The organism is Croceitalea dokdonensis DOKDO 023, assembly GCF_001306415.1.
In the GTDB taxonomy this organism is placed as follows: domain Bacteria; phylum Bacteroidota; class Bacteroidia; order Flavobacteriales; family Flavobacteriaceae; genus Croceitalea; species Croceitalea dokdonensis.
Genome location: NZ_LDJX01000003.1, coordinates 356,197 through 378,904 on the forward strand (window position 1 = coordinate 356,197; position 22,708 = coordinate 378,904).

The window sequence follows — 22,708 nt, forward strand, 5'->3', positions numbered from 1 at the left end:
AATTTAAAAGTATCATAGTCTTAACATTCACTATGTGCTTTTGGTAGGTGTGGTTCATTTGAGCTGGTAAATTACAATGTAAACGTCACTTTTCGGATGAAACACCAAATTTTTCGACGAAATGCATTTAATTTTCAATATTTTAAGAAACTATGGGAAAACATAATGAGTTGGGGAAGCTTGGAGAGGAGAAAGCCATTGCATACCTCCAAAAGAAAGGGTACACTATTAAATACAAAAACTACCGATATTTAAAAGGTGAAATTGACATTATTGCCCAAAAAGAAAACATTTTGGCCATAGTGGAGGTAAAGTCCAGAACCAACGCTTTTCTGGAGGATTTATCTGAAACCGTAAACCCTAAAAAAATTAAACTTTTGGTGGCTACGGCAAACCAGTACGTAATGGAGAATAATTTGGATCTGGAGGTACGTTTTGATATTGTGACCGTGCTGCAAAAAGGAACACAATTTCAACTGGAGCACTTGGAAGATGCATTCTATCATTTTTAACTATTTGTGTTATTTGTAACAATTAGTTATTTTTACGGCAAAAGTATGTCCAATGAAGACGATTTCTGCCGTAGTGGAAAACTACATTAAAAAGAAACCCTTTTTACAAAGCGCATTGGCCCAAGGGATTATTAATTTAACGTCCCTCTCCAGAATGGTAAAGCCAGAAATAGAGGAGGAGCTGGGCAAGGATATCCGCAATGGTGCCATAGTGATGGCCCTAAAACGATTGTCCGATGATCTGGAGTTCCGCGCAACCCATAAAATTGTAAAGGTCCTAAAGAATATAGGGGAGATTACGGTGCGCTCCAACCTTAGTGACTACACCTTTCTGTCCTCAGAAACCATATTGGCCAACCAGGCGAAATTGTTGGAAGAGGTCAATAAAAATCAGGATATTTTCTACACTTCTTCCCGCGGGGTAAATGAAATAAATATAGTGGTAAGCAATACCCTTGATAAGACGGTGGAAGAACTGTTTGTAAACGAGCGTTGTACCCAAAAAGCGGAAAACCTGTCTTCCGTAACGGTAAAACTACCAGCGGAGAACGTATCCGTGCCCGGAATTTATTATTTTATCTTTCAGCGATTGGCCTGGGAGGGCATCATACTTTATGAGGTGATTTCTACCACCAATGAGTTTACCATTTTGGTAAACGATGACCAAGTGGATGTCGCCTTTAAAACCATTAAGGATTTAAAGACCCTGTAATAAACGAAAGCGGCTTATTTTTCGTTTACTAGGGTGAATCTATTGTGGTTATGACAAAAAGAAAAATCCTTTTTGGTGCACTTGCCGTTTTTACCTGCTATCTTTTCTATTTGCTCTACCTCTTTGTTATCTCTCCCAAAACCAATTTACAGTCCATTTATTTGATTCCCGATGATGCGGTTTTTGTCATGGAGTCCGATAGGCCAGTTGCCAGTTGGTCCAAGATCAGTGAAAGTAGGGCCTGGCAACACCTTAAGAACAACACCTATTTTGCTGAACTTACGGAGAACATCCAACAAGTAGATACCATCTTCAATTCCAAACGAACGCTTTTTGAGTTTTTTGATGATCGTTCGCTCTTTATTTCCATACATACCATTTCTAAAAAGGACTATGGTATTTTTTATGTGCTGGATTTAAAACGGATTGCCAAGCTAAAACTGCTAAAAACCTATTTGGACACGCTATTGGATGAGGGCTATGTGCTGAGCAAACGCAACTATCATGAGCACGAAATTTTAGAGGTGTATGACAGGAGCAGTAAAGAAACCATGTATCTGGCCTTTATCAAAAACCAGTTGATAGCCTCATTTACGCACAGTTTGGTAGAAGCTTCCATAGACCAGCACCAAGAACCAGTTTTGGGCAGGGACCATAATTTTATTGAAATCAACCAACAGGTAGGCTATGAAAACCTTTTTAGGCTCTATGTAAATTACAGTCAATTTAATTCCTATTACTACCAGTTTACGGATACACCCACAGATTGGGTAGATGCGATGGGCAACAATTTTTTGTTTTCCGGTTTTAGTTTTGATATGGATGCGCAAAGCACCTTAACCGCAAATGGCTTTACCAACATAGACTACAAGAATGAGAACTACTTAGAGGCACTACAGCGGTCAGGTAAGGCCAAGCGTACCATACCTAGCATTGCACCTAAGAGCACGGCACTGTATCTCAGCTATGGCTTTGATAGTTTTAGCGAGTTTTACCAAAATTTTATGACGGTACAAAAGGCGAATAACTCAGCCGAATTTAGAGGGTATGAAGCCGGGATTAAAAAGGTGGAAAAATTTTTAAACATCAATGTCCAAGATAACTTTGTAAGCTGGGTCGGGGACGAAATTGCCATATTGCAGATTAAATCTAGCTTATCCAACAAAGAGAATGACTTGGCATTGGTACTTAAAACCAATGATGTTGACCAGGCCAAAGAAAACTTGGATGTATTGCTAAGGCAGATTAGAAAGAAGACCCCGGTAAAGTTTAAGGCGGTGAGCTATAAAGGGCATGAGATTCACTTTTTGTCCATTAAAGGCTTCTTTAAAATGGTTTTGGGCAGTAGGTTCAAAGAGTTTGACAAACCTTATTTTACAATCATTGGGGCATATGTTGTTTTTAGTGACAGCCCCAATACCATTAAGACCATCATTAATGGGTATCAAGATGGCAGTACCCTGGCAACAGACCCCGATTTTTTAAGTTTTGACAGGCGGTTGGAAAAAGAAACCAGTCTCCACGCCTACGCAAACACGCCATTGCTTTATGATACTTTTTATACCATGGCCGATAAAGCAACAAAGTCCAGTTTGCGCCAAAACAAAGATTTTATCATTTGCTTTCCGCAAGTAGGGTTTCAGCTTACCCCTGAGGACGATCTGTTCCGGAGCCGATTGGTGGTTGGTTATGAAGATGTAGCCCAGGTCAAGAAAAAGTATGTGGCAGAAAAGCCAGAGGCTACGGTATCCAAAACAGGCGGAGCCAACGAAATAACCGAAACAGTTTTTAATCTACCTCCAATATATCCAAATGATTTAACGGCCAAAGTGTTCGTCAGCAACTATGGGAACGGCAACATCCGCTTTAAAGTGGACTTAAAGAACGGAAGGAAACATGGTCGTTATAGTGCCTACCATCCCAATGGAAAAAAGAAAATCACAGGTCGTTTTAAAGAAGACCAACAAGTAGGTACTTGGCGCTATTTTGATGAGGAGGGAAATCAAATGCTAAAGAAGAAGTTCTAGTTTTGCTATTCGCTATTCGCTATTCGCTATTCGCTATTCGCTATTCGCTATTCGCTATTCGCTATTCGCTATTCGCTGTATGCTTTGCCCGCTAGCACTGCTATTTTTTGAATAAAACGGTATAATGTCATTACGCCATGATGCTGCGGTAAGATGGCGCCGATGCATGCTTAGATAACTATGATTAGCGTACCGCAAATGGCTTTATCTTACTACGGGTACACCACAGGAAATAAATTTGACCTATCATAAGGTTGCGTGGCTCCAATTATAAAAAAGGTACAGACGTATAGTGTAAACTTTAAGAAACTACCTAAACTCCTTTAATTTCTTGTTCATCACCCAAAACCAAAGCGGTTGCATTACCGCCAAGAGCATCATGCCCGGATAGCCTGTAGGCATTTGCGGACTCTTTTCGTGTGATTTCAAAACCTGGTATTTTTTGCTACCATTGTAATGATGGTCAGAGTGTCTTGAGAGATTAAATAAAAGGGTTCTGCCTATTGGATGGTCTGAGTTCCAAGAATGATTGTGCCGAACGGGGGCATATCTACCCTGTTCGTTCTTTTTACGCAGCAGACCGTAGTGTTCAATATAATTTACAGTTTCTAAAAGTAGTATTCCGAATGCTGCTGCACCCAAAAATGCAATCAATACCTTGGTTCCAAAAAGAGAATAGATAAGAACTAACAGGGCAATATTGGCGATGGAATAGACCACCATACGATTTTGAAGAGAGAACCAATGCCTACTGCTGGCCCGTAGCCTTTGGTTTTCTAAACGCCAGGCTTCAATATAGCTCCCAAAGTGTGAACGGAACCAATAGACAAAAAGCAATTCATTTTTTCTAGCGGTCGCCGAATCTTCCGGAGTGGCTACGTTTCTATGATGACCTGCGTTGTGATAGGGCAAAAAGTGGGTGTTTAAGGACGTGAGCAATAATATTTCTCCCATCAATTGTTCCCACCTAGTATGGCGATGTCCCAGTTCATGGCCTACATTGATACCCACAACGCCGCACATAAAGCCCATTGCGGTAATACGGCCAATATATTCCATTGTGCCATAAGGCGTCTCCCCGATGATATAAAAGAAATAGATTAAAAACCCGATTTGAATGGGTAAGGTTGCGTAGAGAATGTAATCATACACTTTTTGATTTTTTTCGTCGTCAGCTATTTTTTTATCAAAGTTGGCACGGTCGGGCGGAAGCAACAATTCCAGTAAAGGGACTAAACCAAAAAAAACAACCAAGGTAATGAAGGTCCAATAACCTTCTAAGTTAAAAGCAAAGAGCACGGTTAGTGGTATGGTATAAACAAACATGTACTTTAGGCGTTGTATGGTCTTCATTTTGATATTCCTTTAGTGATGATTTGGATGAGGTTGTCAAAATACGATTCCAGCCGGTCATATTCCCCCTTAAGGTAAAAGTTGGGTTCCAGCCCTTGTAGTAGCATTACCAAAACTTGGGCGTATACGGTGATGTCACCTGGAAGCTCAAGTTCTTCCTTCATTAGGCCCTGTTTTAAAAGTTTACTGATTTGCATTACCTCCCATTCCGTTATTTGCGTTTTTATTTGATCTAAAAAGGTATAATGCTCGTAAAAACTTGGGCGTAGGGTTTCTTGATAGTTAGGCGCATTGCGCAGTACCTCCATACGTTTGAGCATATATAGTTTTAGTACTTGCCTGCTATCCAAGTCAGTTTTGTCAAAAATGGGCTTAAGCGCATTGGTAAGTCTTTTCAGTTCTTCAAACACCACGGCCTCAAACAACAGTTCTTTGCTTCCAAAATGGTAATAGAGCGATCCTTTGGATTTCTGGGCTTTTTCGGCAATATCTTCCATGGATGTTTTATAGTACCCAAATTTGCTAAAGGTAAAACCTGCCGCTTCCAACAATTTATCTCTCATGTAATTCTGACTTTCTGACTAAAAACGAATAATAGTCAAATATAGGTTTTTGATGATTCCGATACCAACAGTAATACTTTTAAAAAAATACGTTTTCTAAAATGCCGCTTAAATGTCGGGTGAAATCCAATGAAATCCCTTGGGCTTGTTTTATCTTGATGCTAACATTGCTTCCAGTTTTAAAAGTTAAATGTTATGAAACAGCCAGAATTAGGATTAAAAATCACGGAATTAAGAAAGCAAAAAGGGTATACCCAAGAAGAGTTGGTAGAACAGTGCAACATCAACGTAAGGACCTTACAGCGCATTGAGAATGGCGAGGTATCGCCAAGAAGCTATACGGTAAAGATGATTTTATCTGCCTTGGATTATGACTATGAAAGCCTGCAAGCAGAAAAAAGGGAAGCAACACATACCCTTGCCCCCATCCCATCTGCGGAGGCAAAGTCCATCCACAGTTTATTGACGATGGCTTGGATGGCCGGTATTGTCTTTTTTGTGCTTTCCATTTTTAAAGGTTTTACGGATTATTACCAGATGTATGAAGATACCTTTGTCTTTGGACAAGCAGGGCATGTGGCCATTAAAGCGCTCATTATGGTGTTCAATGGACTGGTTTTGTATGGGTTTCTTATCGCGGGCAACGTCTTAAAAAACCATGTAATGAAGATTGCCGCCATGTTAATGTTCCTTGTGTTGCTAGGATATTATGCGTTTGACATTGCATCCGTATTTAGCGAGAAGATAGATATTGAAGTTGTTTTACTGGTAGGTGCCATAGGCTTTGGAGCCACGGGAATTATTTTTGGCATTTCCGTATTACAGTCTAGGAAAATCATCGGTGGTTTGGCCTTGGCGTTGGGTGTCCTTGAACTGGTATTGGCAGCTTGTTTACTGTTGATTTTATTGGCACCATTGGCTTATTTGCTACTGATGCCCGTTATTATCCTTGAAATTTTGTTCCTATACAAGGTAGCCTCTTTGGTCAAAGCTCAGCTTTGACCTTTGGCCTTGCTAGTTTCAAAATTTCGTTCATAGGCGTTGTGTATCGCCAAAATTGCAAGCCCAAACAAGACGGCAAAAACAATCAATACGGTATTCACCAATCCGTCCACGGAAAACGATAATCGGATTAGAATGGTGGAAATAACAAAACCGGAATTCCGTATCACTTGGTGGTATTTGTCCGTGTAGAAAAAGGAGACCAGCAAAAGCAGCACGTCCACAATGATAAGGACAGAGAAAAATTCGTCAAAGAAAATGTTGTTGATGTTCTTTAGCTCTTTAAGGCTATTATCGGCGTCTGTAAATTCCAAGTAGCCCCATTTGCCAAAGCTAAAGATGACCATGCCCAGCAGTAAGGGCACTAGGCCCACCGCAATGGTTTTTTTAAATCGGATAAAGCGGTTCAGCTGCGGGCTTGTTTCATTGCTCTCGGAGTTGAGCTGTTTTCGGCTTCTGTTGAGCTTATAAAACCAGAACAATACATAAAACAAGATCACACTGGCCAAGATATCATAGGTAAACTGCAGATCGCCCTTTATGCTAAACCAGTCGCTGCTCAGTTTTAGATTGGCCATATCCTTAAAAAGCCTCCGAATAATGATAAGGCTAATAATCTCATATTGCTTGCTGATGTATGTGGTAATGGAACGGGGCAAATAATAGATTAACAGGTAAACCTCATATACCAGAATAAAGGAAAATGGCGTGTATACCGCAGCTATGGGATTGCCTAACAAGGAACTGTCCGTATTTAGAAAGGGAAACCAAGGCGTAAAATAGATAAAGATCAGGTGGACAATAAAACTGAAGATGGCCAAAACCAGAACAATGCGTTCCAAGCGTTTTTTTGCTTTAGGAGATAAAAACAAATCATTTAAGGCGTTTAACCCAGTTTTCAGTAGCGTCATTGTTAAAGTTAGCCAATATTTGGCACAATAGACCGTAGAGTTAATATTTTCGCCTTGCTAAATAATTAGACCGTACCATGAGCAAACACTTCACTTTTGATGATATTATGCAACTGCCCAGCCGTTATCGGGGCAATTTAATGAACAAGGTGTCTGGTTTTAAGCCGGCAAACCTAATCGGTACAAAATCAAAAGTAGGACAGACCAATTTGGCCGTTTTTAATAGTGTGATGCACATTGGTGCCAATCCACCTTATCTAGGCTTTATTTTAAGACCCACTACGGTGGAGCGTCATACCTATGAAAATATAAAAGAGACAGGAGTTTATACCATCAATCAAATCACTACAAAAATTCATCAACAAGCGCATAAAACCTCCGCAAAGTATGGTCGGGATGTTTCGGAATTTGATGCTGTGGGATTGACCGAATTTTATCAAAAAGAATTTCACGCTCCTTTTGTGGAGGAAAGCCGTATTAAAATAGGACTTTCCTTTCAAGAAGAGCATTTGATGCAATGCAACGGAACCCGCCTAGTGATTGGTAAAGTAGAGCATCTGATTCTACCTGAAGAAGCGATTTTAGAGGATGGTGATGTGGTGTTGGAAGATTTGGATACCGCTGCTGTCGCTGGATTGTACAATTACTACAAGCCAGAGCATTTGGGAAAGTATGGGTATGAGAAGCCTTGATATTTAGAGCTGCTTACCGTAGTTTTAACATTAAAACTTACCAATCAAAAAACGAAGCAAGACTTTCTTCACTCAAGGATTGTACATATTCATAAGCAAATTTAACATTCCAATATAGCGGTCCACTAACACTTTCTTCCTCCCTATTTCCGGAAGGTACTCTTGATGTAATTTGGTTTAAATGGTCCATAGCTCCTTTTAGACCTAATAACAAATTAGTTTTGTTTTGGGTTTCAGGAAGTTCTAGAGCATTGATTTTTGACTTGTCCTGGTAATCCCATTCCTTGAGCCGAATTTTTATCTCGCTAGATTCTCTATCTGTTGTGGCCAAGCAAAATATCTCTGGTTTCCCATTTCTATAAATATATCTTCCAAAACCGCAAATAGCTATTTTTTTAATGTCCTTTTCTTCGATGTTTGATTCTTCACGCAGCTCCCTTTTGGCTTGTTCCAAACAATAATCAGTGAATAATTGTCCAGATGTAGGGCGCACAAAGTCAAAAGAACCAGAGCCTGATGGCGCCCATCTTTTCTTGTTCTCGTTGGTGCCTTTGCCCTGCATTAAAAAAACTATTTTCTTATCACCCGTAACTAAGAGTGTACTGGCCCCAAGTTGGTTAGATAATTTAGATTCGTTTAGAGGTAAAACCTCATTGTTTTGTGGGTTTAAAAACTCATCCCGAAGGTTTAAGATTACATGTCGGTTTTGTACCAATTTATAATTGGCCAGTGAGTTGGAAAGCCTATCCCTGTAGTAAGACGTTTTTTGCACGTTGATGGATTTGGTAGACCGTAATAAACTTTCTGTAAGCTCTTGCGTTAGCCTAACTTTTGTTTGGTCAAACGTTTCTGAGCTAAAATCGGGCATTTTTCTGAACAGATAGATGAGATTTTTTCTGGCCACTGGATGAATGTCAAAAGAATCTTCTTGCAATACAATGGTATTTTTGGCATCGTTCAACAAGAGGTTTACTTTTGGATTGTAGATGATGGCCTGAGTGTTTTTTTGGTAGTCAATTTCAAATTCATCCAGTTGAAAATCTATTGGCAAAACAAGGTCATCAGTACTGATTTTTGGATTTGGGGTAAGGTGTAAATCTAATCGATAGCTAAAGAATAACTTTAGAAAGGAAATAAATGCACCGATGAGCCCCACTAAAAATGGCAGTACTTCTTTTCCAACGGCAATCATGGTCACCTCTTGGTTTTTTATTACCTCAAAAAGCTCAAGAATAGAAACGATGGTCAATGCTATGAACACAACAAAGCTGATGACCTCAGAACGTAACCATTTCATCCGGTCTAACATTCCACGAAGCTTTTTTACGCTGACCAAAATAAAATAGAATCCTTTGTTCATGGAATTAGACTTTAAATACGCTATAGCTGCTTGTAAGCAATCGTCAAGTGGAAATCAAAAGTACATTTAATATTAGGATCAACTTACTACATGCTCTAACAATTTGGGAAATATGGCTTAAAAAAAGGCTTTAATTCTTAGAACTATTTGCGCGGGTCTAACCGTATTCCTAATCCGTGGTCAATCTGTTTTTAAGACATTAGCTCTCCTACCTTTAAAGTAGGGGAATGTATTCCTTTTTGTAGTAAACGAGGGAAGTGTAGGTTGGCTATGTGCAGTATGCTTTGGGCCTGTTAATTTTTAGCAAAAGGAGCTAACGCCTTTAACGCCTTCTCCACACTAGTAACCCCATCTAAAACCAACAACAATCGTAATCCGTTTCGGGTCTGTTTTTCTTTAAGTTGGCAGTGATGTGGATGGCTTTGTACATACTGCAGCACCTTGGTAAAGGCAGGTGTTTGGTAAAAAGGCGATTGCTGGTCGGCCAAGAAGTAGCCTATAAACTTGTTCTTTTTGAGAATCACTTTTTCCAATCCAATACTATTCGCCGCCCATTTAATACGAACGGAGTTGAAGAGGTCCACGGCCTGCGTGGGCAGTTCCCCAAAACGGTCTACAAGTTCAGCTTCAAATTGTTGTAATCCCGCTTCATCTTCCACGGCATTGAGTTGGGTGTATAAATTGAGTCGCTCTGTGATATTATTGATATAATCATCTGGGAAGAGCAGTTCAAAATCGGTATCCAATTGCGTTTCCTTTACAAAGACTTTTGGTTTGTCGCCTTCCACTTCTTCATAAAGTTCCTTAAACTCGTTCTCTTTGAGTTCTTCAATAGCTTCGGCCAAGATTTTCTGGTAGGTTTCAAAACCAATTTCATTGATAAATCCACTTTGCTCGCCACCTAACAAATCCCCAGCACCACGAATTTCCAAATCTTTCATGGCAATATTAAATCCGCTACCCAATTCTGTAAATTGCTCTAGCGCTTCAATGCGTTTACGGGCATCTGTCGTCATCACCTCATAGGGTGGCGTGATAAAATAGCAAAAGGCCTTTTTGTTGCTTCGCCCAACGCGACCACGCATTTGGTGTAAATCGCTCAAGCCAAAATTATTGGCATTGTGGATGAAAATGGTGTTCGCATTGGTGACGTCCAATCCACTTTCCACAATAGTGGTGGAGACCAAAACATCAAACTCCCCATTCATAAAAGAGAGCATTAGGCTTTCCAGTTTCTTTCCGTCCATTTGGCCATGGCCAATACCCACTTTGGCATCAGGCACAAGACGTTGGATCATACCGGCAACCTCTTTAATATTTTCAATACGGTTGTGGATGAAGAACACCTGTCCCCCACGTTGAATCTCATAGGAAACCGCATCACGAATAATTTCTTCATTAAACCGAATCACGCGGCTTTCAATTGGGTAGCGGTTGGGAGGCGGTGTAGTGATTACCGATAAATCTCGTGCAGCCATCAGACTAAATTGTAAGGTCCTCGGAATAGGGGTAGCTGTTAAGGTCAATACATCCACATTCTCCTTAATGGACTTCAATTTATCTTTAACGGCCACACCAAATTTTTGCTCCTCATCAACAATCAACAAGCCTAAATCCTTGAATTTTACGTTTTTGTTCACGAGTTGATGGGTGCCTATAATGATGTCCACTTTGCCCTCTGCAAGGCGGTCCAAGGTTTCCCGTTTTTCTTTGGACGTCCTAAAACGGTTGAGGTAGTCCACCGTTACCGGCATATCCTTTAAGCGCTCGGAAAAGGTGCGGTGGTGCTGAAAGGCCAAAATGGTCGTAGGCACCAAAACGGCAACTTGTTTGCCATTATCCACGGCTTTAAAGGCCGCACGAATGGCAACCTCGGTTTTTCCAAAACCTACATCGCCACAGATAAGACGGTCCATGGGCCTTTCGCTCTCCATGTCCTTTTTAACGTCTGCGGTGGATGTTTCCTGGTCTGGGGTGTCCTCATAAATAAAAGAGGCTTCCAGTTCGTGCTGTAAATAGCTATCGGGCGCATACTGAAAACCTTTTTCGAGCCGTCGCTTTGCGTAGATTTTAATAAGATCAAAAGCAATTTTTTTGACACGGCTTTTGGTTTTGTCCTTTACCTTCTTCCAAGCTCCAGAACCAAGTTTATAGATTTTTGGTGGCGCGCCATCTTTACCATTAAACTTTGATATTTTATGTAGGGAATGAATGCTGACATAGAGAATGTCCCGTTCGCCGTACATTAATTTTATGGCCTCTTGTTTTTTGCCTTCGACATCTATTTTTTGTAGTCCGCCAAACTTGCCAATACCGTGGTCTATATGGGTAACATAATCCCCAATTTCCAATTTATTGAGTTCGTTAAGGGTAATCGCCTGCTTTTTGGCATAGCCATTTTTCAAATGGAATTTATGATAGCGTTCAAAGATTTGATGGTCCGTGTAGCAGACCAATTTTAAATCTGGTGCTACAAATCCTTGATAGATTGGAAAAACTAAAGTTTTATAATGAACTTCCTTGGCAACATCATCAAAAATATCATGAAAACGTTTGGCCTGCTGTTCTGTAGAACAGAAGATATAGTTGCTAAAACCAGCAGCATGATTCTCGTTGAGGTTTTCAATCAATAAATCAAACTTTTTATTGAATGAAGGTTGTGGTTTGGTATCAAATGTCACCCTGAGCGCAGTCGAAGGGTCATGTGGCGCATTGCCAAGCTCAACCAAGCAAAATTGTTGAAGTTGCTCTTTAAAACGGGCGGAATTTAAAAACAGTTCTTCAGGTTGAGTGTGTTTGATATCCTCACTTAGTTTGTCAAAGTTCTCTTCCGCCTTTGCAAAATTGGTATCAAGTCGGTCATAGACCAAATCCAGATTTTTGGTAAATATGACTGTATTTGAGGCGATATATTTTAAGAAACTCTCACGAGTTTCATGTACCAACTTATTGGCAACATTAGGTATGATGGTGATTTTCTTGACTTTCTCTGTGGATAATTGGGTTTCCACATCAAAGGTGCGAATGCTATCGACTTCATCACCAAAGAATTCGATACGATACGGTTCATCATGGGAAAAGGAAAAGACATCAACAATACCACCACGAACTGAAAACTCTCCAGGTTCTGTAACAAAATCTACACGCTTAAACTGGTACTCAAAGAGCACTTCATTTAGAAAATCCAATGATAGCGTATCTTCCAGTTTTATTTTGAGGGTATTTTTATCCAGTTCTTTTCGGGTAACTACTTTTTCAAAAAGTGCATCAGGATAAGTAACTACAACAGCTGGTTTTCTGCGAGAATTTATACGATTCAATACCTCGGCACGTAACAAAACATTGGCGTTATCGGTTTCTTCTATTTGGTAAGGCCGTCGGAAACTCCCTGGGTAAAACAGCACATTTTGCTGTCCTATGAGCTGCTCCAGGTCGTTGAGGTAATAGGCAGCTTCCTCTTTGTCAGTGAGCAGCACCAAAAATGGTCGTTCACACTCTTGGAACGCATCGGAAATTACAAAGGACAACGATGAGCCAGAAAGTCCTTTTAAGGTGATATAGGGAGGTTCATTTGTATGCTTTCCCTGTTTTTGGGCAATAGCTTCCCGCAATTTCCCGAGGTTGGGAGATTGTTTAAAAACTTCTTCAATTATGGCTTTGGGCAAGCTTAAATTTTTGCTGCAAAGATATACTGTAGTGCCGTACGTGGCAATGGATGTTTAAATTTTTACAACTTGGTCCTCTACAAGAACAAACACTTCATCCATTTTGCTGGGTTCCAATGCAAAAGTTCCTGTAAACTCACCAAATGCGGGTAAAATCAATTGGCTTGGCTTTTTAAAAAAGCAGGGGAGTTTAAGGCGTTGTCGCCCTGAGCCGTGAAGCCTTACCGCGGGATGGATATGGCCACAGAAATTAAAAAAACCTTTGCGTTCCATCGGATGGTGAGACAACAAGAAACCATCAATTTCCAGTTCTTGAATAATCTCAATATCCAAAACTTCAAATTTTTCAGGGGCGATAATATCGTGGTTGCCCGCAACCAAGACTATTTCTGAGGGTGTTTTTGAAACCCAATTTTCAAACAACTGCCACTCCTTGTTTAGGGAAGAGTGAAATAAATCACCCAAAAAACAAACCTGAAACGGTTGAAAATGATGGACAATCTCATCTAGCAAAATGAAATTTTTATGAATTGCTTTTTGCGGCACTGCTGCACCGAATTTTCTAAAATGAGCCACCTTTCCTAAATGGACATCACTTATTAAAAGCATTGATTTTTCAACCCAAAAAATGCCACCATGAGGGTGGAGCATAAATTCTTGATGGTTGATGTGGATGGTCAAGCGCGACTTGTTTTTGAATTGGCAAAGATACGTTTTGGTTTTGTCATTCTGACGATAGGAACTAGCCTGTCGGCAGGTAGGGAATCCCACGAACTGTAATGCTGAAAACTAGCTAAGGATACTTGAGTTTATTCCTGTGGGATGCTTCGTTCCTCAGCAAGACATTAATTGAATTTTCTAATTTCCAATGCCTTATAGTAAATTGTTAAAGTCTTTAGTCCATGAATAAAAATTCCCCCTTTGGGGGCTAGGGGGCTTTTATTTCATCAAAACCTTAGTCATTCTCTTAATTCGGTCTGCTAATTTTTCACTCGATAGTTTTTCGCGTAATCTATCGGTAATGATGGGAAAAGAAAATGGCGTGGGCTTGGTACATTGTTTCCAAACAATCTCTTGTTTTGCAATACGTTCCAGTGCCATACGCAATCGGCCTTCTTCTAATTGATGTTCAAAAGTTTCCGTAAAGGCCTGTTGATAAAGAAGGTTGTCCGCTTCAAAATCCTTAAAAACGTCGAACAGCAATTGAGAGCTGCTTTGTAAGTGTTTCATCTTGATGCCCTTATCAGGATAGCCAGTAAACACCATACCACTAATGACCGCAATATCCCTAAACTTACGCCTTGCCATTTCGTTACTGTTTAGGCTCTTTTGAAGATCGGAGCGCATATAATCCACAGTGAACAGATTGTTGTCCAAAACTTCTTGAATGTCAATGGGCTTATCAGAAAGCAGTTCAAATCCGTAATCGTTATAGGCTAGAGAACAGGTGATGGGGGTAAGCAAACTAATACGATAGGCCAATAAACTGCTCATGGCCTCATGCACTCCACGACCTTCAAAGGGATAAAACAAATGATGGTACCCATCCCTGGTCTTAAAAGTTTCTATTAAGAACTCATCTGGCTTGGGGACCTTACTCTCTTCCCGTTGTTTGTCGAACATGGGTTTCAACGCTCTGATTTCTTCACTTTGCTCCCCTCCTTTGGAGGGGTTGGGGGAGGCTGCCGTATACAATTCTTGTCTTAAGAGTTCCGACATTTGCGCCGAAAAGCTAAGTCTACCACCCATCCAACTGGGCACTTTATTGGTGCGTTTGTTTGAATTGCGAACATGGGCTTGCATGCCTTTTATTCTTATGAATTCTAAATTTCGACCAGCAAAAGTAAATACATCACCAGGGGCCAACTTTGAAATGAAAAACTCTTCAATAGAACCTATGTATCCCCCCTTCTGATAGCGAACTTGAATGGAGGCATCGCCAACAATAGTACCAATCTGAAACCTGTGGCGCATGGCAATCCCCCTATTGTTAACCTTGAATTTTCCATCCTCTTCCACTTCTACTTTTTGGTATTCATCATAGGTTTTTAGGCTTTGACTGCCCATTACCAAAAAATTCAGAAGCCATTGCCAGTGGTCTTCGGTAATGGCCTGATAACAAAAGGTCTGTTTCACCTCCCTGAAAATTTCGTTAGGATAAAACCCATCGGAAACTGCCAAAGTGGTGAGATATTGCAGCAACACATCAAAGCTGTTCAAGTATGGAATTCTATCTTCAACAGCAGCGTTTTGGACGGCTTTTTGCATGGCCGAGGCCTCAATCAGTTCCATGGCATGCGTAGGTAAAAAATGAATCACACTTTCCTTGCCGGGTTGATGACCACTTCGGCCCGCCCGTTGCAGAAAACGTGCCACTCCTTTGGGTCCGCCTATTTGGACAACCGTTTCTACAGGGGCAAAATCTACCCCTAAATCCAAACTAGAAGTACACACCACTGCTTTTAAACTTTCATTGCGGATGGCCTGTTCTACCCAAAGTCGGGTTTCCTTGTTGACACTTCCATGGTGCATGGCAAATTCGCCCGCATATTCTGGATGTTGTTCCAGTATTTTTTGAAACCAGATTTCGCATTGGCTACGGGTATTGGTAAAGAGTAGGGTGGTTTTACTGTTGTTAATGATGGGCACTACATCTTCTAAAAGTCGCAAGCCTAAATGACCCCGCCATGGAAAGGTCTCCATTTCTTTGGGGATGATGCTTTTTACCGTGATTTTTTTGTTGAGTTTGGCCCTAATTAATACCGAGTTGTCATAGGCTTTGGTTTCGGGTCCTAAAAGCACCTGTCTCGCCTGTTCTAGATTACCAATGGTTGCTGAGATTCCCCAAATGCGTAAATCTTTGGAAACAGTTTTCAATCGCGATAAGGCTAATTCCATCTGCACTCCGCGTTTGGTGCCCAAGAGTTCGTGCCATTCGTCAATCACAATAGCAGAGCAATCTTTAAATACCTTGTCATATCCTTTAGAAGAAAGCAATAACTGTAAACTCTCTGGAGTGGTTATTAGCAAATCTGGCATTTTGTTTTTCTGCCTTGCGCGTTCTTTGGTGGAGGTATCCCCCGTTCGGACACCCACGGTCATCTGGGTTCCTAAATCTTCTGTGATTCGCTCTGCGGATTGCTTGATTTCCTGGGACAATGCGCGAAGCGGGGTAATCCAAATTGCCTTTAAACCCTTTTTGTGTTTGGTCTTGTAATCTGGATTGTTTTTGATGTAATTGAGTACAATAGGAAACCAAAGCGCATAGGTTTTTCCGCTTCCGGTTGGTGCATTCAGTAGTCCATGTTTTCCCTGTAAAAAAGCCGTCCAACTCTCTTTTTGAAACGCAAAGGGTTTCCAGCTCTGTTGCTGGAACCAGTCTTGAGCGATTTGGAAAAGCCCCTCCCTATCCTTCCCCAAAGGGGAGGGTATTGTCTTCTTTCTACTGCTCATTCTTTGGTGTTTTTGGCTTCCTCTTCCTTTTGGGGAGTGGACTGTGGAGAGGGGCTTATTAGTGCTTTTAAATCTTCCAAACCATTGGCTTCCTCAATCTTTTTATCCTTTCGCCATCTCAGTATTCTAGGGAACCGAGTGGCAACCCCACTTTTATGCCGTTTGGAAAAAGCAATGCCTTCAAAAGCAATCTCGAAGACATGATGGGGGGTAACGCTGCGCACAGGACCAAAACGTTCCAAAGTATTTTTTTTAATCCAGGCATCAACTTCCTTAAATTCTTTGTCCGTTAGTCCCGAATAGGCTTTGGCGAAGGTGACCAGTTCTTTTTTGCCTTCATTATTTTCTTGCCAGAGGGCAAAAGTGTAATCGGTAAATAAATTGCTTCTTCGGCCATGACCACGCATGGCATACGTAAGTACGGCATCAATAGTCAAGGGGTCTACTTTCCATTTCCACCAATCCCCTTTTTTTCTTCCGACTTGATAGGGGGAATCTTTCCGTTTGAGCATGAGGCCCTCGCTTCGCATTTCTCTTGCCCGGTTTCGTTCTTGGGCGACTTCCTCCCAAGACTTGAACTCCATTCGTTCCGATAATAATAGTGGTAACTGTTCAGTCCGGTCTTGCTCGGCTCCCCCGGAAATGACAGGTATCGTACGGAAAAGTTGTTCAAGAATCTTTCTTCGTTCTACAAAAGTTTTTGTCCTGATATCCTTACCCTTCCATTCCAAGACATCATACGCTTTTAGGATTACTGGAGTTTTGACCAACAGATTTTTGGATACCGTTTTTCTACCAATACGAGTCTGTAAATCATTAAAGGTGCCTAGTTCCCCGTTGACATAAGGCAGCAGCTCTCCATCGAGTACTGTGCCGTTGGGTATGGGGCCAACAAATTTTTGAAACTCAGGATACTTATCGGTCACCAGTTCTTCACCACGGCTCCAAACAAAAAGCTCATCATTTCTAATGATGACTTGACAACGGATACCGTCCCATTTGTGTTCAAAAGACCAGTTGGATACTGCTCCCAAATCTTCGACTTCCCCCTCCACCGCATAGGCCAAATAAAACGGATAGGGTTTGGAGAGGTAATCGCTTTCTTTTTCCTCCAGCACCAAGTCTTGAAAGGAAATGGTATTTGGGTCCCAATTACCCATGAGCTTATAGGCCAAAACATCTTCATCAATTCCGGTAGCTTTTGACAGCGCTCTGGTCATTAATTTTTGACTCACCCCAATCCGGAAACCTCCGGTAATCAATTTGGTAAAGACAAAACGTTCATAGTAGTTCAATTGCCGCCAATTTTCAAAGAGATAGGCTTTTTTATCAGCTTCTTCTTTGGGTTTAAGCGCAATCATTTCTTCCAAAAAAACAGTTAGGCTTTTTTCTGATGAGGTTTCACCAGCTGGCACAACTAGTGCAATGGTCTCCGCTAAATCACCTACAATATGATAACTTTCTTCAAACAACCACAAAGGAATATTTGCCAATTCTGCCGCCCATTCCCGGAGCAGGGTGGTATTTACGGGACGTGGTGGCCTGCGATGGGATAGGATGGCAATGGTCCATACCTTGTCTGCATCCTTGGCCCGTGCAAAATAATTGGCCAGTGCCTCCACCTTTTTAGTGGTCTTATTGGTACTGTCAAGGGTTTTTATGAGGGTCGCAAATTGTTTCATAGCTTCAACCCCATTCCCTCTGCAGGGGAGGCGGGGAGTTTTGATTTGTTTTATTGATTAGCATGTTCACCAGTAAGTTCCGTGTTACCCTCCTCCAAGGATACCGGGCCCTCTTCTTCCCCATATTGCGTTTGTTCCGTTCTTGCATCATACCCTAATTCCCTTAGGTATTTTGAAAAGATGTCTGTATACCCGTGGGTGCAGATAATTTTTTCGGCCCCTGTATTCTTTATGGCCTTTAACAAGTCTGGCCAATCACAATGGTCGCTTAACACGAAACCTTTATCAATGGCGCGTCTTCTTCTTGCACCTCTAAATGCCATCCAACCGCTGGCAGAGGCCGTGACAAAGGGTGTCATTTTGCGTATCCAAGTGCTGCCATGGGCAGAGGGCGGGGCAATGACCATGTTCCCTTTAATGTCTTCCTTTTTAGTGTCACGGGTAATTAGTTCCGTTTGGGGAAAAGTTGCGAGCGGCCTTAACACCGCTGTCATATTTTCAACGGCACCATGGGTATAAATTTTACCAATGGAGGGGTCCAAATGCTTTAGGAGGCGTTGTGCTTTTCCAAGGGAGTAGCCAAAGAGTACGGAGGTTTGTCCGTTTGCCTTATTTTCTGCCCACCATTGGTTGATATCTGTAAAAACCTCTTTTTGTGGTGTCCAAAGAAACGCAGGCAGTCCAAAGGTGCATTCTGTTATGAACGTATGGCATTTGATGCTTTCATAGGGAGTAGCAAGGCCGTCGTCCTCCAATTTATAATCGCCCGTAAACACCCATACCTCACCTTTGTGCGCTACCCGAATTTGAGAAGAGCCTATAATATGCCCGGCTGGGTGCAGGCTAAATGTCACCCCGTTGATGGTGAAGGTTTCTCCCCATGCCTTACCAGTGATGTTAACGTCTCCCAGGCGGTGCTTTACTATGGGGACATTCTTGTGATGTGTGATGTAGCTTTTATGTCCCCAACGGCTATGGTCTGCATGGCCATGGGAAATAATGGCCTTGTCCACAGGTTTCCATGGATCAAGGTATACCTTGGCTGGGGCACAATAAATACCACGATGGGTAAATTGGAGTAAGGGTGTGTTCATAGCTGCGTGAAGATACAAATTTACCACGGGCCCGCGTTAGCGATAGCAGTGGAAAACCCGCAGTGCCGCGGCAGCGGCACGAGGATTTGCAACGGATAGCGCGGTGCTCCGCAAACGCCCAAATAAATGAATTAAGGTTTTAGCGGTTCAATGTTAAAATTTATATTTGCTGCTCAAAAACCATCATATGCCCATTATTGATTTGTACGAGCACAGTGAACAACGCCATAATCTGGCGCATTTTGCCACTTTGGCCAGTTTGGCTGCGGTAGACGGAGAAATTAATCCAGAGGAAAAAGCGATACTGGATAAATTTGCCTTTAAGTTGAACATTACCGATGCCGAGTACAAAGAGGTGATGAAAAAGGACAATAAGTATCCAATCCAAACACCGCATAGTGGGGAAAAAAGATTAAAACGACTTTTTGAGTTCTTTCAAATGGCCTTTGCCGATAAATCCGTTGGCGAGGATCAAATGCGTTTTATTGAGCGCTATGCCATTGGATTGGGTTATGCGCCAAAAAAAGCTTCTGAAATCGTACAAAAATCATACGACATCTTCCGTGGTAAAATTGCCTTTGAGGATTACCAGTATTTAATGGAAAAATAAGCTTACTGGTATTTTGCCAAAAACTCCTGTAGTTTTTTTACCATGTTTTTGCTCCCACAAAAGAAAGGGACCCGTTGGTGCAGCTCCGTGGGCTGTATGTCCATGATACGGGTTTTGCCTCCTATGGCAATACCATTGGCCTGCTCTGCAAGGAATGCCATGGGGTTGCACTCGTAGAGCAATCGTAGTTTGCCACTTTCCGTAACGCTGCTTTTGGGGTACATATAAATGCCGCCCTTGATCATGTTGCGGTGAAAATCAGAGACCAATGAACCTATGTACCTAGAGGTGTACGGCCTATCTCCTTCTTCTTGTTGGCAGTACTTAATATAGTCCTTTACACCTTGTAGGAAATGCACGTAGTTGCCCTCGTTCACGGAATAGATCTTGCCATCCTCAGGAAATTGCATGTTGGGATGGGACAGGTAAAAGGTGCCCAAGGCCGGGTTTAGGGTAAAGCCGTTGACCCCATCACCCGTGGTGTACACCAACATGGTAGAGGTTCCGTAGACCACATACCCCGCGGCCACCTGTTGGTGTCCAGGTTGCAGAAAATCTTCTAGTTGTACCGGAGTCCCCACAGGGGTAATTCTCCGATAGATGGAAAAAATGGTGCCCACGGAAACGTTCACATCTATGTTGGAAGAACCGTCCAGTGGGTCTATCAACACCACGTATTTGTTTTGGTGCTGTTCATCATTACTGTTAATACTGATAAAACTATCTTCCTCTTCCGATGCTATACCGCAGACCACGTCACGGTTGGTGAGGGTGGATATAAATTTGTCATTGGCAAAAACATCCAGTTTTTGCTGATCTTCGCCTTGGATGTTGGTGTCCCCCGCAGCGCCAATGACGTCTACAAGGCCCGCCTTGTTCACTTCGTGGTTCACCACTTTTGCGGCAAGCCTTATGGCATTGATGAGCTTGGAAAGTTCTCCGGAGGAATATTGGAAAGAAGTTTGGTTCTCAATGATAAACTCACCGAGGGTCTGATGTTTACGGGTCATGGATAGGTTTGTTTTAGGCGCTAAATATCGGTATTTCTAATAGGACTACAACGTTTTCGTGATGTGAATGTTGTTTTGCGGGATGAGATTGTTGGAAGCGTAAAAATAGCCTTTCCTTTTTGCTGAATTAATAAGTGATGTTAGGTGCGCTGGTGTTGGTTGTTCCACAAATTGAGGCGTTTGTGTTTAAATCTTAAAAAAGCTATTGAAAATATATAACTTATTGTTTTATTTGTAACAATTATGAATTATACCATACGTAACGCCCAGAAGTCCGACGCCGTACATATGCTGGCCCTAATCCAGGAACTGGCGGATTTTGAGAAAGAGCCAAACGCCGTACAGGTAACCTTGGAGGAATTGACAGAAGCCGGTTTTGGCGAACGCCCCTGCTACCATTGCTTTGTGGCCGAGGTAAACCAGCAGGTGGTTGGCATGGCATTGGTCTATCCAAGATATTCCACATGGAAAGGGCCGGTCCTTCATCTGGAAGATTTGATCGTAACCAAGGCCATGCGGGGAACGGGAATAGGGTCCGCCCTATTGAAAAAGGTGGTGACCTACGGCAAGGAACAAGGTGTGCGCCGTATTGGTTGGGAGGTGTTGGATTGGAACGAGCCGGCCATTGCTTTTTACGAAAGTAAGGGTGCCAATGTAATGCGTGATTGGGACGTGGTACAGCTGAATGAAGAGGGAATTGAACGATTTTTAGAACAATAGGGTAGTGGAATCCCAGAAAAATCAAGAGTAAAAACAACGGAACAATGCGGATATTTAAGTTTGGTGGGGCCTCTGTAAAAGATGCGGCAGGCGTCAAGAACGTGGTACAAGTGCTTAAGGAAGTGGGCCATAAAGATACCTTGTTGGTGATTTCTGCCATGGGCAAGACCACAAATGCCATGGAGCAGGTTGTGGATGCCTATTTTAAACAAAAAAATGGGTTGGAGGAAGCGATTCAGATAGTGGTGGATAACCATAAGGCCATTATGGACGAGCTATTTGAGGTTAAAAACCATGCCGTACATGGGCAAGTCAATAGCCTCATAGAGGAGTTTAGGGGTTTTTTAATGTGGAACAAATCTCCCAAATATGCTTTTGTTTATGATCAGGTGGTGGGCTATGGGGAACTGCTATCCACCACTATCGTAAGTGCGTATTTAAATGAGGTAGGCCTAACCAACCATTGGCTAGATGTGCGTGAGCTCATTAAAACGGATAATAGTTACCGTGATGCCCAAGTGAATTGGGAACGCACGGAAGAAGAGGTAAAACAACGGGTAAACACGGGAGAGCTTAATATTACCCAGGGCTTTTTGGGAAGTGATGATAACAACTTTACCACCACTTTGGGCCGGGAAGGCTCGGATTACACGGCCGCTATTTTAGCCTATTGCCTAAAGGCAGACTCCGTAACCATTTGGAAAGACGTCCCCGGGGTGTTGAACGCAGATCCCCGTCATTTTCAGGAGACACAGCTGTTACACGAGATTTCTTATCGGGAGGCCATAGAACTGGCTTTCTACGGAGCATCCGTAATCCACCCTAAAACCTTACAGCCATTACAGGGCAAAGGCATACCCCTTCATGTAAAATCGTTTTTAAATCCTAAGGCCAACGGTACTACCGTAGGTAAGGGAACTAAAATTACGCCAGAGGTACCCTGCTTTATTGTAAAGAAGAACCAAGTCTTGTTAAAGCTTTCCTCCCTAGACTTTTCCTTTATTGTAGAGGAAAACATGAGCGAGATATTTAAACTTTTTCATGAACATCGATTAAAGGTGGATTTAATACAGAATTCTGCCATTAGCTTTTCCGTTTGTATCGATAATAAGTTTGGCGGACTCCATGACCTTCTTCCAATTTTGGAAAAACGCTTTAAAGTTACCTGCCATACTGATGTTGCTCTTTACACCATACGCCATTTTGATGAGCATTCCGTAGAGAAAATATTGAATGGATACACCGTACTGGTAGAACAACGAGGCAAGGAGACCGTGCAGTTGGTAGTGAACTAAAACGCTATAGGACAATCCCGCTATTTTTCTATATTTACCGTTGGTAG

At 41.9% G+C, this 22,708-nt stretch carries 19 protein-coding genes; 9 read left to right on the forward strand and 10 right to left on the reverse strand.

What is annotated here, in order from left to right; genetic code table 11:
* Positions 1–152: 152 nt before the first annotated feature.
* From I595_RS08670 to I595_RS08680, 3 genes are read left to right on the forward strand one after another with little or no spacing between them, the layout of a single operon-like run.
* The gene (locus tag I595_RS08670; RefSeq protein WP_054559019.1) at positions 153–512 is read left to right on the forward strand and encodes a YraN family protein; all 360 of its coding nucleotides are present in this window, start codon (positions 153–155) and stop codon (positions 510–512) included.
* A 52-nt stretch (positions 513–564) separates the two neighbouring features.
* The gene (locus I595_RS08675) at positions 565–1,224 is read left to right on the forward strand and encodes a hypothetical protein (RefSeq protein WP_054559020.1); all 660 of its coding nucleotides are present in this window, start codon (positions 565–567) and stop codon (positions 1,222–1,224) included.
* A gap of 50 nt (positions 1,225–1,274) precedes the next feature.
* Positions 1,275–3,251: a DUF3352 domain-containing protein gene (locus tag I595_RS08680; RefSeq protein ID WP_054559021.1), complete on the forward strand. Its 1,977-nt coding sequence runs from the start codon at positions 1,275–1,277 to the stop codon at positions 3,249–3,251.
* Between the two features lie 309 nt (positions 3,252–3,560).
* Here the strand turns inward: I595_RS08680 and I595_RS08685 are convergent, their stop codons facing one another.
* Both I595_RS08685 and I595_RS08690 read right to left on the reverse strand, forming a co-directional pair.
* Complete coding sequence (locus I595_RS08685) at positions 3,561–4,604, reverse strand: alkane 1-monooxygenase (RefSeq protein ID WP_054559022.1); 1,044 nt, start codon at positions 4,602–4,604, stop codon at positions 3,561–3,563.
* Positions 4,601–5,167, reverse strand: a complete 567-nt coding sequence (locus I595_RS08690; protein ID WP_054559023.1) for a TetR/AcrR family transcriptional regulator — start codon at positions 5,165–5,167, stop codon at positions 4,601–4,603. Before I595_RS08690 ends, I595_RS08685 begins: the two co-directional genes overlap by 4 nt.
* Before the next feature lie 195 nt (positions 5,168–5,362).
* On the opposite strand from I595_RS08690, the gene I595_RS08695 reads away from it, so the two are divergent.
* Entirely contained in the window at positions 5,363–6,169 is an 807-nt protein-coding gene (locus I595_RS08695) for a helix-turn-helix domain-containing protein (RefSeq protein ID WP_054559024.1), read from the forward strand.
* Here the strand turns inward: I595_RS08695 and I595_RS08700 are convergent.
* Positions 6,160–7,080 carry a hypothetical protein gene (locus tag I595_RS08700; protein ID WP_054559025.1) on the reverse strand — a complete coding sequence of 307 codons (921 nt, stop codon included), beginning with the start codon at positions 7,078–7,080 and terminating at the stop codon, positions 6,160–6,162. The two genes, I595_RS08695 and I595_RS08700, sit on opposite strands and share 10 nt — an antisense overlap.
* 77 nt (positions 7,081–7,157) lie before the next feature.
* Between I595_RS08700 and I595_RS08705 the strand changes: the two genes are divergently transcribed.
* On the forward strand, positions 7,158–7,772 hold the full coding sequence (locus tag I595_RS08705; RefSeq protein ID WP_054559026.1) for a flavin reductase family protein: 615 nt from the start codon (positions 7,158–7,160) through the stop codon (positions 7,770–7,772).
* 37 nt (positions 7,773–7,809) lie between these two features.
* Here the strand turns inward: I595_RS08705 and I595_RS08710 are convergent, their stop codons facing one another.
* The 3 genes from I595_RS08710 to pdeM form a co-directional block, all read right to left on the reverse strand.
* Complete coding sequence (locus tag I595_RS08710) at positions 7,810–9,132, reverse strand: hypothetical protein (RefSeq protein ID WP_054559027.1); 1,323 nt, start codon at positions 9,130–9,132, stop codon at positions 7,810–7,812.
* 293 nt (positions 9,133–9,425) lie between these two features.
* On the reverse strand, positions 9,426–12,797 hold the full coding sequence (gene mfd, locus I595_RS08715; RefSeq protein WP_054559028.1) for a transcription-repair coupling factor: 3,372 nt from the start codon (positions 12,795–12,797) through the stop codon (positions 9,426–9,428).
* 54 nt (positions 12,798–12,851) lie between these two features.
* Positions 12,852–13,448: a ligase-associated DNA damage response endonuclease PdeM gene (gene pdeM / locus I595_RS08720; RefSeq protein ID WP_054559126.1), complete on the reverse strand. Its 597-nt coding sequence runs from the start codon at positions 13,446–13,448 to the stop codon at positions 12,852–12,854.
* On the opposite strand from pdeM, the gene I595_RS17545 reads away from it, so the two are divergent.
* Positions 13,434–13,577: a hypothetical protein gene (locus I595_RS17545; RefSeq protein ID WP_172675914.1), complete on the forward strand. Its 144-nt coding sequence runs from the start codon at positions 13,434–13,436 to the stop codon at positions 13,575–13,577. The two genes, pdeM and I595_RS17545, sit on opposite strands and share 15 nt — an antisense overlap.
* A gap of 159 nt (positions 13,578–13,736) precedes the next feature.
* Here I595_RS17545 and I595_RS08725 read toward each other — a convergent pair whose 3' ends face one another.
* From I595_RS08725 to I595_RS08735, 3 genes are read right to left on the reverse strand one after another with little or no spacing between them, the layout of a single operon-like run.
* Entirely contained in the window at positions 13,737–16,250 is a 2,514-nt protein-coding gene (locus I595_RS08725; protein WP_054559029.1) for a ligase-associated DNA damage response DEXH box helicase, read from the reverse strand.
* Complete coding sequence (locus tag I595_RS08730; protein ID WP_054559030.1) at positions 16,247–17,932, reverse strand: ATP-dependent DNA ligase; 1,686 nt, start codon at positions 17,930–17,932, stop codon at positions 16,247–16,249. Before I595_RS08730 ends, I595_RS08725 begins: the two co-directional genes overlap by 4 nt.
* A gap of 50 nt (positions 17,933–17,982) precedes the next feature.
* Positions 17,983–19,026, reverse strand: coding sequence for a ligase-associated DNA damage response exonuclease (locus I595_RS08735; RefSeq protein WP_054559031.1), 1,044 nt, complete (start codon positions 19,024–19,026; stop codon positions 17,983–17,985).
* A gap of 187 nt (positions 19,027–19,213) precedes the next feature.
* Here I595_RS08735 and I595_RS08740 point away from each other — a divergent pair, with 187 nt between their 5' ends.
* On the forward strand, positions 19,214–19,636 hold the full coding sequence (locus tag I595_RS08740; protein ID WP_054559032.1) for a hypothetical protein: 423 nt from the start codon (positions 19,214–19,216) through the stop codon (positions 19,634–19,636).
* A gap of 2 nt (positions 19,637–19,638) precedes the next feature.
* Here the strand turns inward: I595_RS08740 and fbp are convergent, their stop codons facing one another.
* On the reverse strand, positions 19,639–20,646 hold the full coding sequence (gene fbp / locus I595_RS08745; protein ID WP_054559033.1) for a class 1 fructose-bisphosphatase: 1,008 nt from the start codon (positions 20,644–20,646) through the stop codon (positions 19,639–19,641).
* 243 nt (positions 20,647–20,889) lie between these two features.
* On the opposite strand from fbp, the gene I595_RS08750 reads away from it, so the two are divergent.
* Both I595_RS08750 and I595_RS08755 read left to right on the forward strand, forming a co-directional pair.
* Positions 20,890–21,366: a GNAT family N-acetyltransferase gene (locus I595_RS08750; RefSeq protein ID WP_054559034.1), complete on the forward strand. Its 477-nt coding sequence runs from the start codon at positions 20,890–20,892 to the stop codon at positions 21,364–21,366.
* A gap of 44 nt (positions 21,367–21,410) precedes the next feature.
* A complete protein-coding gene (locus I595_RS08755) occupies positions 21,411–22,661 on the forward strand; it encodes an aspartate kinase (protein ID WP_054559035.1) in 1,251 nt (416 codons plus the stop codon).
* The last annotated feature ends 47 nt before the right edge of the window (positions 22,662–22,708 follow it).

Excerpts from the sequence above, each read along its gene's own strand:
- I595_RS08670 (WP_054559019.1), top strand. The coding sequence starts at position 153 with ATGGGAAAACATAATGAGTTGGGGAAGCTTGGAGAGGAGAAAGCCATT.
- I595_RS08675 (WP_054559020.1), top strand. The coding sequence starts at position 565 with ATGAAGACGATTTCTGCCGTAGTGGAAAACTACATTAAAAAGAAACCC.
- I595_RS08680 (WP_054559021.1), top strand. The coding sequence starts at position 1,275 with ATGACAAAAAGAAAAATCCTTTTTGGTGCACTTGCCGTTTTTACCTGC.
- I595_RS08685 (WP_054559022.1), bottom strand. The coding sequence starts at position 4,604 with ATGAAGACCATACAACGCCTAAAGTACATGTTTGTTTATACCATACCA.
- I595_RS08690 (WP_054559023.1), bottom strand. The coding sequence starts at position 5,167 with ATGAGAGATAAATTGTTGGAAGCGGCAGGTTTTACCTTTAGCAAATTT.
- I595_RS08695 (WP_054559024.1), top strand. The coding sequence starts at position 5,363 with ATGAAACAGCCAGAATTAGGATTAAAAATCACGGAATTAAGAAAGCAA.
- I595_RS08700 (WP_054559025.1), bottom strand. The coding sequence starts at position 7,080 with ATGACGCTACTGAAAACTGGGTTAAACGCCTTAAATGATTTGTTTTTA.
- I595_RS08705 (WP_054559026.1), top strand. The coding sequence starts at position 7,158 with ATGAGCAAACACTTCACTTTTGATGATATTATGCAACTGCCCAGCCGT.
- I595_RS08710 (WP_054559027.1), bottom strand. The coding sequence starts at position 9,132 with ATGAACAAAGGATTCTATTTTATTTTGGTCAGCGTAAAAAAGCTTCGT.
- I595_RS17545 (WP_172675914.1), top strand. The coding sequence starts at position 13,434 with ATGAGGGTGGAGCATAAATTCTTGATGGTTGATGTGGATGGTCAAGCG.
- pdeM (WP_054559126.1), bottom strand. The coding sequence starts at position 13,448 with ATGCTCCACCCTCATGGTGGCATTTTTTGGGTTGAAAAATCAATGCTT.
- I595_RS08725 (WP_054559029.1), bottom strand. The coding sequence starts at position 16,250 with ATGAGCAGTAGAAAGAAGACAATACCCTCCCCTTTGGGGAAGGATAGG.
- I595_RS08730 (WP_054559030.1), bottom strand. The coding sequence starts at position 17,932 with ATGAAACAATTTGCGACCCTCATAAAAACCCTTGACAGTACCAATAAG.
- I595_RS08735 (WP_054559031.1), bottom strand. The coding sequence starts at position 19,026 with ATGAACACACCCTTACTCCAATTTACCCATCGTGGTATTTATTGTGCC.
- I595_RS08740 (WP_054559032.1), top strand. The coding sequence starts at position 19,214 with ATGCCCATTATTGATTTGTACGAGCACAGTGAACAACGCCATAATCTG.
- fbp (WP_054559033.1), bottom strand. The coding sequence starts at position 20,646 with ATGACCCGTAAACATCAGACCCTCGGTGAGTTTATCATTGAGAACCAA.
- I595_RS08750 (WP_054559034.1), top strand. The coding sequence starts at position 20,890 with ATGAATTATACCATACGTAACGCCCAGAAGTCCGACGCCGTACATATG.
- I595_RS08755 (WP_054559035.1), top strand. The coding sequence starts at position 21,411 with ATGCGGATATTTAAGTTTGGTGGGGCCTCTGTAAAAGATGCGGCAGGC.